Origin of the sequence: Micromonospora orduensis (assembly GCF_006228125.1) — a bacterium.
GTDB classification, from domain to species: Bacteria; Actinomycetota; Actinomycetes; order Mycobacteriales; family Micromonosporaceae; genus Micromonospora; species Micromonospora orduensis.
This window is the reverse complement of the sequence record NZ_VDFY01000276.1, coordinates 1-12,361: the sequence shown is the minus strand read 5'-3', so window position 1 is coordinate 12,361 and position 12,361 is coordinate 1. Positions and strand designations below refer to the sequence as shown.

General features: G+C 73.3%; 11 protein-coding genes. 9 read left to right on the top strand and 2 right to left on the bottom strand.

The annotated features are described in order from the left end of the window. Nucleotides 1-124 precede the first annotated feature (124 nt). From FHG89_RS29865 to FHG89_RS29835, 7 genes are all read left to right on the top strand, one after another. The gene (locus tag FHG89_RS29865; RefSeq protein ID WP_089017300.1) at nucleotides 125-622 is read left to right on the top strand and encodes an SPFH domain-containing protein; all 498 of its coding nucleotides are present in this window, start codon (nucleotides 125-127) and stop codon (nucleotides 620-622) included. 110 nt (nucleotides 623-732) lie between these two features. Beyond that, nucleotides 733-1,296 carry a YceD family protein gene (locus FHG89_RS29860; protein WP_139587729.1) on the top strand — a complete coding sequence of 188 codons (564 nt, stop codon included), beginning with the start codon at nucleotides 733-735 and terminating at the stop codon, nucleotides 1,294-1,296. A gap of 5 nt (nucleotides 1,297-1,301) precedes the next feature. Beyond that, nucleotides 1,302-1,475 carry a 50S ribosomal protein L32 gene (gene rpmF, locus FHG89_RS29855; RefSeq protein WP_074317731.1) on the top strand — a complete coding sequence of 58 codons (174 nt, stop codon included), beginning with the start codon at nucleotides 1,302-1,304 and terminating at the stop codon, nucleotides 1,473-1,475. 114 nt (nucleotides 1,476-1,589) lie between these two features. Further along, on the top strand, nucleotides 1,590-2,573 hold the full coding sequence (locus tag FHG89_RS29850) for a phosphate acyltransferase PlsX (protein WP_139587728.1): 984 nt from the start codon (nucleotides 1,590-1,592) through the stop codon (nucleotides 2,571-2,573). Further along, nucleotides 2,570-3,493 (top strand): ribonuclease III, encoded by a 924-nt coding sequence (gene rnc, locus FHG89_RS29845; RefSeq protein ID WP_167517563.1) that lies wholly within the window; start codon nucleotides 2,570-2,572, stop codon nucleotides 3,491-3,493. Before FHG89_RS29850 ends, rnc begins: the two co-directional genes overlap by 4 nt. After that, the gene (mutM, locus tag FHG89_RS29840; RefSeq protein WP_139587727.1) at nucleotides 3,486-4,343 is read left to right on the top strand and encodes a bifunctional DNA-formamidopyrimidine glycosylase/DNA-(apurinic or apyrimidinic site) lyase; all 858 of its coding nucleotides are present in this window, start codon (nucleotides 3,486-3,488) and stop codon (nucleotides 4,341-4,343) included. Before rnc ends, mutM begins: the two co-directional genes overlap by 8 nt. Nucleotides 4,344-4,564: 221 nt before the next feature. Further along, a complete protein-coding gene (locus FHG89_RS29835; RefSeq protein WP_139587726.1) occupies nucleotides 4,565-6,784 on the top strand; it encodes an MMPL family transporter in 2,220 nt (739 codons plus the stop codon). Between the two features lie 47 nt (nucleotides 6,785-6,831). Here the strand turns inward: FHG89_RS29835 and FHG89_RS29830 are convergent, their stop codons facing one another. Both FHG89_RS29830 and FHG89_RS29825 read right to left on the bottom strand, forming a co-directional pair. Beyond that, complete coding sequence (locus FHG89_RS29830; protein ID WP_139587725.1) at nucleotides 6,832-7,674, bottom strand: endo alpha-1,4 polygalactosaminidase; 843 nt, start codon at nucleotides 7,672-7,674, stop codon at nucleotides 6,832-6,834. A gap of 117 nt (nucleotides 7,675-7,791) precedes the next feature. Then, entirely contained in the window at nucleotides 7,792-8,913 is a 1,122-nt protein-coding gene (locus tag FHG89_RS29825; protein WP_139587724.1) for a CAP domain-containing protein, read from the bottom strand. 372 nt (nucleotides 8,914-9,285) lie between these two features. On the opposite strand from FHG89_RS29825, the gene FHG89_RS29820 reads away from it, so the two are divergent. Further along, entirely contained in the window at nucleotides 9,286-9,480 is a 195-nt protein-coding gene (locus tag FHG89_RS29820; protein ID WP_007456482.1) for a hypothetical protein, read from the top strand. Between the two features lie 347 nt (nucleotides 9,481-9,827). Continuing rightward, nucleotides 9,828-12,361, top strand: a 2,534-nt coding sequence (smc, locus tag FHG89_RS29815; RefSeq protein WP_139587723.1) for a chromosome segregation protein SMC, incomplete at its 3' end; no start/stop codon positions are given.

Below are 12,361 nucleotides of genomic sequence, written 5' to 3'. Positions count from 1 at the left end.
GCGTCAGATGTTTATAAGAGACAGGGGCAGGTGTGGGGCGGGCACGACATGATTGGTCAAGCGGGGGACCGGCCGTAGCCCGCATCATGGAGGTCGGCCGACGAACGACAGGAGTGAGGTACCGGTGGACCCGCTCGATCGCATCGACGAACTGATCGCCATGGTGGAGCAGGCCCGCTCCGTCCCGATGTCGCGCAACAACTGCATGGTCGACCGGGGCGAGATGATCGCGGCCCTGGACGAGATGCGCGCCGAACTCCCCGCCGACCTGCGCCGGGCCGCCGCGCTCCTGGACGAGCGGGACAAGATCATGGAGGCCGGCAAGCGCGAGGCGGACCGGATCATCAGCGAGGGTGAGGCAGAACACGCCCGCCTCGTGTCGGTGAACGAGATCACCGTGTCGGCCGAGCACGAGGGCGCCCGGATCATCGCCGAGGCCCGCGCCGAGGCGCAGCGCCTGCGTGAGGAGGTCGACGACTACGTCGACACCGCGCTCGCCAACTTCGAGCAGTTCCTCACCAGGGCCCTGGCCTCGATAGAGCGTGGCCGCGACAAGATGCACGCGCTGCGGGAGATCGGCACCTTCGGTGGGGATGAGGCCGAACGCCCGCTACCCTTCTGAGCGGCACCTCACCAGCCGACATTCTCGGGCGGGCGTCGCCCCCGGTTCGACGGTCCGGCGGTCGCCCAGGTAACCTTTTTTGTCGGCCTCTCACCGGCCGGAGTCTGACTATGCCCAAGCACTCGCCATCGACACTCGACCCCAGGTCGCCGCTGGTCCTCGACACGAGGGACCTGCCGCGCCGCCCTGGTGCGTTGCGTGAGGTCCAGCGGGTCGTGCCGGCACCGACGGACCTCGGTGTGGAGTTGATCGGCGTGCCGGAGGGCGCGGACCTCGACCTCGATCTGAGGTTGCAGTCGGTGTCCGAGGGTGTGCTCGTCTCCGGGACCATCACCGGTCCCATCCGGGGCGAGTGCGGGCGCTGCCTACGCGAGATCAACGAATCGATGGCCGTGACGATCCAGGAGCTGTACGCGTACGAGAACAGCACCACGGACGCCACGACCGACGAGGACGAGGTGGGCCGGATGCAGGGCGATCTGATCGACCTGGAGCCGGCGCTGCGGGACGCGTTGGTGCTCACGCTGCCGACCAACCCGCTCTGCCGGGAGGACTGCCCAGGACTGTGCCCCGAATGCGGGGCGCACTGGGACGATCTGCCGGCCGACCACAGTCACCAGCAGATCGACCCGCGTTGGGCGGGCCTGTCGCAACTGACCCGTACAGAGGAGTAAGAACCGTGGCCGTCCCGAAGCGCAAGATGTCGCGCAGCAACACCCGGTCCCGCCGGGCGAACTGGAAGGCGACAGTGGTCGCGACCGTCGCGTGCCCGCAGTGCAAGTCCCCGAAGCTGCCGCACGCCGCCTGCTCCGTCTGCGGCACCTACAACGGCCGCCAGGTCATCGAGGTCTGACCTGGACGCCGAGTGACGCCCCCGACCCCAGGTCGGGCGGCGCGCGCACCCTGGCATTCGCCCGGTGCCCCGGCTCCCTCCGACGCCGGCCGGCCCAACCCGGTCGACGTTCCGGTGGAGCCGGGCACCGCGCGGATCGCCGTTGACCTCCTCGGCGGGGACGATGCTCCCGCCGTCGTGGTTGACGGCGCTCTGCGGGCTGTGCGCGCCGACCCTGACCTGCACCTGCTGCTCGTCGGTCCGACCGAGGTCGCCGACGAGCTGATCGCCGCGCTCGACCCGGCCCAACGGTCCCGGATCGCCGTGCGGCCGGTCCGTGCCGTCGTCGGCATGGCCGACCATCCCAGCGCCGCCCGCGCCGAGAGCACCGTGCGGGCCGCGGTCACCGCCGTCCGCGACGGGACCGCCGACGCCCTGGTCTCGGCCGGCGCCACCGGCGCGACAGTCACCGCCGCCGTGCTCGGTCTCGGCCGCTGGCCGGAGATCCGTCAGCCCGCCCTGGCCGCCACCCTGCCCGCGCTCACCGGGCCGGTCGTGCTGCTCGACGTCGGCGGCTCGCTGGAGCCCCGCCCCGCCACCCTCGCCCGACACGCCGTGCTCGGCGCCGCGTACGCCGAGGTGGCGCACTCGATCGCCGCGCCCCGCGTCGGCCTGCTCTCGGTCGGCACGGAGGCGGGCAAGGGCGACCGGGTCCGCCGCGCCACCGACCCGCTGCTGGCCGTCGAGCCGCTGCCCGGTGGGGCACGCTACGTCGGCCTGGTCGAGGGGTACGACGTGACGCTCGGCGCGCGCGCCGATGTCGTGGTCACCGACGGCTTCACCGGTAACGTGCTGCTCAAGGCCATCGAGGGCGCGTACGCCATGGCCGGCGGCCCGCCCGCCGGGGGCGGCGCCCCCCGCGCCGCCGCACTGCTGGGCGTGGCGGGAACGGTGGTCGTCTGCCACGGTTCCGCTCGCCCCGACGATGTCGCCTCCGGCATCGCCCTCGCCGCCCACCTGTGGCGGCGGCACGCCACCGACCTGGTCTCCGCCCTGCTCGACGGCGACGTCGCGACGGAGAACACCGACCGTTCCACCGACACCGAGGTACGCACATGAGCAACGACAAGCGGCGGCGGGCGTCCGTCGGTCACCTGGAAGCCGCGTTCGGCGTGAGCCTGGAACCGGAGCTGCTGCAACGCGCGTTGACCCATCGCTCGTACGCGTACGAGAACGGTGGTCTGCCCACCAACGAGCGGCTGGAGTTCCTCGGCGACTCGGTGCTCGGCGTGGTGATCACCACGGCGCTCTTCCACAACCACCCGGACCTGCCCGAGGGGCAGTTGGCGAAGTTGCGCGCCAGCGTGGTCAACATGCGGGCGCTCGCCGACGTGGCCCGTGGGCTGGGCCCGGACGGCCTCGGCGCGTACCTGCTGCTCGGCAAGGGTGAGGAGACCACCGGGGGCCGGGACAAGGCGAGCATCCTCGCCGACACCCTGGAGGCGCTGCTCGGCGCGATCTACCTCCAGTACGGGCTGGACACCGCCGGGATCGTCATCCACCGGCTCTTCGACCCGCTGATGGCCGAGTCGGCCGGTCGGGGCGCCGCGCTGGACTGGAAGACCAGCCTCCAGGAGCTGACGGCGGCGCTCGGGCTGGGGGTGCCGGAGTACCGGATCGAGGGCACCGGCCCGGACCACCTCAAGACGTTCACCGCGTGGGTGGTGGTGGCCGGCAACCGGTACGGCGGTGCCGAGGGGCGCAGCAAGAAGGAGGCCGAGCAGCGGGCGGCGGAGGCGGCCTGGCGGACGCTCGCCGACCAGAACGGCCAGGACGGTTCGGCCGGCCGGGACGGGTCGGCCGACCGGGAGTCGGTCGGTCCGCTGGAGCGGGCCGAGCGGGCGGCCCGGACGGAGGAGGCCGACCACCTGGCGCAGGTGATGCCGGCCGACGTCGCGGCTCAGCAGTCGTCGGGCGGTGGCGCGCAGGACCGGGTCGGCGTGGCCGTCGACCGTGACGCGGGGGCGGGGCGTGCCTGAGCTGCCCGAGGTGGAGACCGTCCGGCAGGGGCTGGCCCAGTGGGTCATCGGCCGCCGGATCGGCTCGGTGGAGGTCCGCCACCCGCGCGCCGTCCGCCGGCACGTCCCCGGTGGCGCGCACTTCGCCGACGTGCTCGCCGGCAGGACGGTGCTGGACGTCCGGCGGCGCGGCAAGTATCTGTGGCTCCCCCTGGACAGCGGTGACGCGGTGATCGGTCACCTGGGCATGTCCGGTCAGCTGCTCCTGCAACCACCCGGCACGCCGGACGAGACGCACCTGCGGGTGCGGTTCCGGTTCGCCGACGACGGACCGGAGCTGCGCTTCGTCGACCAGCGTACGTTCGGCGGACTGTCGGTCAGCGAGGGCGGCGCCGAGCTGCCCACGGAGATCGCGCACATCGCCCGCGATCCGATGGACCCGGAGTTCTCCGACACGGCGTTCGTCGCGGCGCTGCGCCGACGGCGGACCGAGGTGAAACGGGCCCTGCTCGACCAGAGCCTGATCTCCGGGGTGGGCAACATCTACGCCGACGAGGCGCTCTGGCGTGCCCAGCTGCACGGGGCGCGCCCCACCGACGCGTTGACCGGCCCGGCGACGCTGCGGCTGCTCGGTCACGTCCGGGACGTGCTCGCCGAGGCGATCAGGGAGGGCGGCACCAGCTTCGACGCCCTCTACGTCAACGTCAACGGTGAGAGCGGCTACTTCGACCGGGAGCTGAACGTCTACGGGCGCGAGGGCGAGCCGTGCCGGCGGTGCGGCACGCCGATCCGCCGTGAGGCGTTCATGAACCGTTCGTCGTACAGCTGCCCGCGTTGCCAGCCGCGACCTCGGGGTGCCGTTCGGGGATGACCCGGAGCCGGCTCCGGGTCGGCATCGGCGGGTCGCGGTCGGACGCTCCGGGCCGCACCCCGGCGGGCGCCCGAATCGTGGGGGATGCCCGCCGGACGGGCCCGCCTCTCCTTGTGTACGGGTTCCGGGGCGGGCCAGGGCCGATCCCCGATGTGACCGCCTCGTCACGCCCCTAGCGTCAGCACCGTTGACAGGGGGTTGACGTGACAGGGGGACCCGAGATGGCTGGCAGACCGGTGACGGTGCGGATGGCGCGGTGGAGCGCCGAGCACCCGTGGCGGGCAATCGCCCTGTGGGCGGTGTTCGTGGCGGTGTGCTTCGTCGGTGGCAACGCCGCCGGTCTCAACGAGGCCACAAGCGGCGACCAGGCGATCGGCGAGGCGGGACGGGCAAGCCTCATCGTGGACGCCGGCGACTTCGACGACCCGGCCGTGGAGAACGTCCTCATCACCTCGCGGGGCGGCGCGCTGGACGCGACGGCGGCGAAGGCCGCGGCCGACGACGCGGCCGCCCGCCTGCGGACGGTCACCGGCGTCGCCGAGGTCGGCCAGCCCGTCCCGGCCCGGGACGGGTCCGCGCTGCTGCTGCCGATCACCATGTCCGGTGATCCGGAGACGGCGTCGGACCGGGTGCAGCCGCTGCGCGACGCCACCGCCACCGTGCAGACCGCGTATCCGCAGGTACGCGTCGAGCAGGTCGGCGGGCCGTCGATCGGTCAGGCCCTCGACGACACCCTGGGCAAGGACTTCAAGCGTGCCGAGCTGCTCAGCCTGCCGGTCACCCTCGCCATCCTGATCATCGCGTTCGGCGCGCTGATCGCGGCGAGCGTCCCGGTGCTGCTGGCGCTCTCCTCGGTCGCCGCCGCGATGGGTCTGTCCACCCTCGCCTCGCACCTGGTGCCGGCCACCGACACCACGTCCCCGGTGATCCTGCTGATCGGCATGGCCGTCGGGGTGGACTACTCGCTGTTCTACATCCGCCGGGAACGTGAGGAACGCGCCAAGGGTCGGTCGGGTCTGGACGCCGTGGAGATCGCCGCGGAGACCTCCGGGCACGCCGTCGTGGTCTCCGGCTTCGCCGTGATCATCGCGATGGCCGGGCTGCTGCTCGCCGGCGACGTGGTCTTCTCGTCCCTCGCCGTCGGCTCGATCCTGGTGGTCGCCGTCGCGGTCACCGGTTCGCTGACCGTGCTGCCCGCCCTGCTGGCCAAGCTCGGCCGTTGGGTCGACCGGCCGCGGGTGCCGCTGCTCTGGCGGTTGACCGCGCCGCGTACCGGCCGGCACGGCACGCCCCGCCCGCCGCGGCTCTGGCCGGCGCTGCTCCGGCCCGCGCTGCGCGCCCCGGTGGTGACCCTGGTGATCTCGGTCGGGCTGCTGCTCGCCCTCGCCGCGCCGGCGCTGGGCATGAAGCTGAAGTTCCCCGGCATGGAGGACCTGCCCCGCACCACCCCGGCCATGCAGGCGTACGACAGGCTCACCGCCGCCTTCCCGAGCACCGGCACCAACCACGTGGTGGCCGTCCGGGCGCCGGCCGAGCAGGCCGACCGGGTCCGCGCCGCCCTCACCGACCTGGCCACCCGAGCCGCCGGTGACCCGCTGTTCGCCCCGACCGAGGCGGACGGCCCGAAGATCCAGGTGTCGGACGACCGGCGGGTGTCGGTGCTGGACGTCGCCACCCCGTACGCCAGCCGGGACGACCGGTCGGTGCGGTCGCTGGAGACGTTGCGCGAGGACCTGGTCCCGGCCGAGCTGCGGGGCATCCCCGGCATCGAGTACGCGGTGGGTGGCAGCGTGGCCGACAGCGAGGACTACGCGCAGCACGTCCGCGACAAGCTGCCGTTGGTGATGGGCTTCGTGCTGGTGCTCACCTTCCTGGTCATGGTGCTCACCTTCCGGTCGGTGGTGGTCGCGGCCAGCTCGATCCTGCTGAACCTGCTCTCCGCCGGCGCCGCGTACGGGCTGCTGGTGCTGGTCTTCCAGGGCGACTGGGCCGAGGGGCTGCTCGGCTTCACCTCGATGGGCGCCATCGTGTCCTGGCTGCCGTTGTTCCTCTTCGTGGTGCTGTTCGGCCTCTCGATGGACTACCACGTGTTCGTGGTCAGTCGGATCCGCGAGGGGATCCGGGCGGGCATGCCCAACCGCGACGCCGTCTCGTACGGGATCACCTCGTCGGCCGGGGTGGTCACCAGCGCGGCGATCGTGATGGTGGGCGTGTTCTCGATCTTCGCCACGTTGAGCACGATCGACATGAAGCAGCTCGGCATCGGTCTCGCGGCGGCGATCCTGCTGGACGCCACGATCATCCGCGGAGTGGTGTTGCCGTCGCTGATGACCATGCTGGGCGACGCGAACTGGTGGGCTCCCCGCTTCCTGCGTCAGCGTCCGGCGTCCGCTCCCGCCGACCCGCCGGCCCCCGCGCCGGAGCTGGTGCCGGTGCCCTGAGACCGGACGGTGTGGCCGGGCCGCGACCGCGGCCCGGCCAGCCCGTCTCAGGGCCGCGGGCAGGCGTCCCGCGAGGCGTCAAGCGTGCGGTCCTTGCGAATCGAGGCGAAGCCGTAGCCGACGGTCGTGACGCAGAAGTCGCCGGTCGAGCCGGTGTACTCGACGTGGAAGACGGGTTTGCCCGCATCGGCGAACGGCAGCAGTTTGGCGCACTGGCCCAGGCGGACGCACTCCTCGTTGACCGCGAAGTCGAAGTCGGGTGCGAGCGCGGCGACCTGCGGCACGTCGTTGACCAGGCCGGGGGAGAGGCTCAACGACCGGGCCAGGCGGGCCAGCCGGCGGTTGAACAGCAACTGGTCGTCGAAGTCGAGCGGGAACCCGGTGCGGGACGCGTACCCGTCGGCGTCGGCGAGGGCCACCGCGCCGAAGCCCTTGCCCCGGCACAGCCGGAACCGGTCGGCGAGCACCGGTTCGAGGGCGTCCCATCCCCGGACGTCCAGCCACCGGCTGCCGGGTCGCCGCCCGACCGAGCCCCGCACGGTCTCGGGGAAGCGGCTGGCGTCCGGGTCGGCCGGACGGACCGACCCGACGTGCACCTGGCAGATCAGTCGACGGTTCTCCGAGCGCAGCTCGGCGGTCTGCGCGGCAGTGGTGTCCACCGGGTCCAGTAGGAAGACATCGGCGTCCACTGTCGGGTCGAGCGGGCCGGTCAGCTGCCACTGCCACTGCCAGTGGCGGGACTGGCCGGCCGGCCACGCGGTGGGTGCGCCGGGCGGGGTCAGCTCGGCGCGGCAGCCGTACGCCGGCACCACCAGGACCGCCGCGAGGCCGGCGGCCAGGAGGCGGCGCAGTGAACGCGTCGCGGCAGGTCGCCGCGGCCGGATCCGCATCGGCAGCTCCCGGGTCCCGGGCGGTCCGTCGCCGCCCTCGGCCGGTACGCCGGCCCCGCGCTCGGCCCGACGTACCTCACCGGGTCAAACGAACGCGGGGGCGCGGACGACGCGCGGTCAGCGCGGCGCCGCGAAGACCTGCGTCCAGTACGGGCCGTTGCTGCTGGCGATGCCGACGCCGATCTCGGTGAACGCGCAGTTCAGGATGTTGGCCCGGTGGCCGGAGCTGTTCATCCAGGCGTCCATCACCGAGGCCGGGGTCTTCTGGTTCCAGGCCACGTTCTCGCCGTAGGTGCGCCACGCGTAGCCGACGCGGTCCAGCCGTACGCCGGCGTTGCTGCCGTCGCTGCCGGTGTGCGACATGTTCTGGTGGTCGGCCTGGTCCTGGCTGTGCTTCTGCGCGGCGGTCATCAGCTTGTCGTCGATGCTCAGCGCCTTGCAGCCGGCCTTGGCCCGTTCGGCGTTGACCAGGTTCACCACCTCGCGCGCCTGGCTGCTCACCGTGCCGCTGGCGCTGCCGGAGCCGTTTGTGGTGATCGGCGCTGTGCTGCGCGGTGCGACGCGTCGCGACGGGGCGGTGGTCCGCGACGGCGCCGGGGTGGGCTTGACGACCCTGCTCGGCGACGGACTCGGCGGGGCGGCAGTGGGTGTGCCGCTCGGGGAGGGCGCGGCGAGGGTGTCGAGGGCCGGCTGGTCGGTCGGCGCTGCCGACGCGGCGTACGTGTCGTCGACGGCCGTCGGCTCGCTGCCCCTGTCGTCGCCACCGGGGAGCGCGAGCGCTCCGACGCCGAAGCTCACCACGAGGGTGGCCGCGGCGGCGGCGCCGCCGATCATCAGCGGCCGGCGCCAGCGGCGCGGGGAGCGGTGCCGCCCCTCGCCGGGCCGCGCGGTGGGTTCGTCGTCGGCGGTGCTCCAGTCGTCGGCGGACTCCGGGCCGGCGTCGGCGTGCCAACCGCCTGTGGTGTCCGCGCGACCGCGCCAGTTGGTCGGGTCGTCGTCGACCGGCTGGTGGGCCGGCCAGGCGGCGGTGTACGCGTCGGCGGGGGCGGCGGGCTCCGGCTGCCAGCGGGCGGTGGGCTGCTCGCGCTGCCACTCGTCGCCGGGCCGGTCCGGGTCGTCGCCGAACAGGTAGGCCGAGCGGGGCTCCGGGCGGTCGCGCAGCCAGTCCGGCTCGTCTGTCTGCCGCTCGGCGCGCCGGGGGGCGCCGTTCGGGTCCATCGGGTCGGTCCAGCCGTACACGCCTCTGCCTCCACGGGGTCGGTTGATGGCCGGGGTGACGCTACGACCCGCCCACAAGCTGCGGCAACGTGGCTAAGGAAGAGTTAAGGGGAAGTCGGACGCCAGGGGGCGGACTTCCGGGAATCGGGGCGTACAGTAAAGGTGTCCGGACAGAGCGTGTCCGTGCCTTGAGGCAGCCCCCCGACAAGTGGACAGGTCGACGTGGAGATGATCTACGGCCTGCGAGAACTTGACGAAGGAGGGGTTTGCGGCTCAATATATAGGTGTCGCCAGTCGCGCCCGGTCATGCCCAGATACAGCCTGGAATGACAGCCGCGTACAAATGGGCGCGCGTTGGCCGGCCTTTCCGGCAGCGCATATCAAGGAGTCAGCATGGCGAAGGCCCTCTACGGCCACGTAGGTGCAGCGCCCGACCGGCGTCTGCTCGACGAGGTCACCCGGCTGCGTGCCAGGGTTCAGGCACTGGAGTTCGAGATCACGCGTCTGCGTGCCGACAATGATCGGCTCGCGGCGGCTGCGGCGGAGGCGGACGATCTGCTCCGTCTGGCCGAGCCGGCGCTGACCTGACCTTCGGGTCGGAAAACTGAATCGCACCATCGCAGAAAAGCGCGCCGACACGTCACGTGCCGGCGCGCAACGCTGTCCGGCTCCCTTTCGCGTTCGACGATTCCTGATCTTGAAGTGGGTTGACCCGGAAAGGGTCGACACTCCCGGGAAAGCCTCGACGGATAAGCCGATCATGAAAGGCGTTTGTCTTTCCGCGCGGCCCTTCCGAACGCGTCCCGCACCCTTCGCCGGCGCCGTCCGGGGCGGGTCGCGTGCCGGCCCGCTCGCGTCACCGGGTTAGTCTGCGGGTTCACCCAGGTCCGCGCAGCCGGCGACGGTACGGCGGCCACCGGACGAGGATCGAGAAGGTGTATCTCAAGAGCCTGACGGTGAAGGGCTTCAAATCCTTCGCCTCCGCCACGACGTTGAAGCTGGAGCCCGGGATCACCTGCGTGGTGGGCCCGAACGGCTCCGGCAAGTCCAACGTCGTCGACGCCATCGCCTGGGTGCTCGGCGAGCAGGGCGCCAAGGCGCTGCGCGGCGGCAAGATGGAGGACGTCATCTTCGCCGGCACCGCCGGTCGCGCGCCCCTGGGTCGCGCCGAGGTCACCCTCACCATCGACAACACCGACGGCGCGCTGCCGATCGAGTACACCGAGGTCTCCATCACCCGCCGGATGTTCCGCTCCGGCGAGAGCGAGTACGAGATCAACGGCAACTCCTGCCGGCTGCTCGACATCCAGGAGCTGCTCTCCGACTCCGGCATCGGCCGGGAGATGCACATCATCGTCGGCCAGGGCCGGCTCGATGGGATGCTGCACGCCAAGCCGGAGGACCGCCGCGCGTTCATCGAGGAGGCGGCCGGCGTCCTCAAGCATCGCAAGCGCAAGGAAAAGGCGCTGCGCAAGCTCGACGCCATGCAGGTGAACCTCAACCGCCTGACCGACCTCACCGCCGAGCTGCGCCGCCAGCTCAAGCCGCTGGGCCGGCAGGCGGAGGTGGCCCGCCGCGCCGCCGCCATCCAGGCCAACCTGCGCGACGCCCGCCTGCGGCTGCTCGCCGACGACCTGGCCACCCTGCGCACCACCCTGGACCGGGAGATCGCCGACGAGACCGCGCTGCGGGAGCGCCGCGAGCAGATCGAGGGCGAGCACGCCGAGGTGCAGGGCCGGCTCGGCGAGCTGGAGGCCGCCCTCGCGGAGGACGCTCCGCTGCTCGCCGCCGCCCAGGACACCTGGTACAAGCTGTCCGCCCTGCAGGAACGCTTCCGCTCGATCGAGCAGCTCGCCCGGGAACGGCTCCGGCACCTCAGCGCCACCGGCGACGACGAGCGGCCTGGCCGCGACCCGGACCAGCTGGAGGCCGAGGCGGAGCGGGTCCGCGAGCAGGAGGAGGAGCTCCGCGCGGCGCTCACCGACGACCAGATCCGGCTGGCCGAGGCGGTGGAGCACCGCCAGGAGCTGGAACGGCAGCTCGCCGCCGCCGAGCGGGAGCTGGTCGCCGCCGCCAAGGCCATCGCCGACCGCCGCGAGGGCATGGCCCGACTCACCGGCCAGGTCAACTCGGCCCGCGCTCGGACCACAAGCGCCGGCGAGGAGATCGAACGGCTCGCCGTCGCGCACGCCGACGCGCTGGCCCGCGCCGAACAGGCACAGGCCGACCTGGACGCGGTGGCGGCGCAGTCCACCGAGGCGGACCGGGACAACGCCGACCTGGACGCCCGGCACGCCGAGGCGGTCGCCGAGCAGGAGCGTGCGCAGGCAGGCGTCCGGTCGCTGGCCGACGCGGAGCGGGCCGCCGAGAAGGACGCCGCCACCTGGAAGGCCCGCGAGGAGGCGCTCGCCCTGGGCCTGCGGCGCAAGGACGGGGCCGGCGCGCTGCTCGCCCGCGCCGACGACGTACCCGGCCTGCTCGGCAGCCTCGCCGGGCTGCTCACCGTCGCCCCCGGGAACGAGGCCGCGCTGGCCGCCGCGCTCGGTGGGCTCGCCGACGCGGTCGCCGTCAGCGGCGTCGACGAGGCCGTCGAGGCGATGCGGCTGTTGAAGATCTCCGACGCCGGCCGGGCCGGCCTGCTGGTCGGCAGCCCGGGCGGACCGGGCATGACCGGCTCCGCCGACGCGCTGCGCCCGAAGCTGCCCGACGGCGCCCGCTGGGCGCCCGACCTGGTGGAGTGCGCGGCCGAGCTGCGTCCGGCGGTGCACCGGGCGCTGCGGGACGTGGCGCTCGTCGACGACCTGGCCGCCGCGGCGGAACTGGTCGCCGGCAACCCGGAGTTGCGCGCCGTCACCCCCGACGGCGACGTGGTCGGCGCGTACGCGGCCGCCGGCGGGTCGGCCAAGGCGCCCAGCTACATCGAGGTGCAGGCGGCCGTCGAGGAGGCCCGCGCCAACCGGCTCACCGCCGAGCGGGCCGGCGCGGAGCTGCGCGACCAGCTCGTCGAGGCGCGCGCCGAGGTGGCCGCCGCCAAGGAGAGGGTGCAGCACGCCGCCGCCGAGAAGCGCGAGGCGGAGAGCCACCGCAACGCCGCCGCCCGCCGGCTCGCCGAGCTGGGCGCCGCGGCCCGCTCGGCGAAGGCGGAGACCGACCGGCTCGGGGACTCCCGCTCCCGCGCCGAGGCGGCCCGGCAACGGGACCTCACCGCGCTCGCCGAGCTGGAGGAGCGGCTGCGGCTGGCCGAGGAGACCCCGGTCGACGCGGAGCCGTCCAGCGAGGAACGGGACCAGCTCGCCGCGATGGTGCCGCAGGCCCGGCAGAACGAGATGGAGGTCCGGCTCGCGGTCCGTACCGCCGAGGAGCGGGTCTCCTCGATCGCGGGCCGGGCCGACTCGCTGGCCCGGCAGGCCACCGCGGAGCGCGCCGCGCGGGAACGCGCCGCCGCCCGCCGCGCCGCGCGCACCCGGGG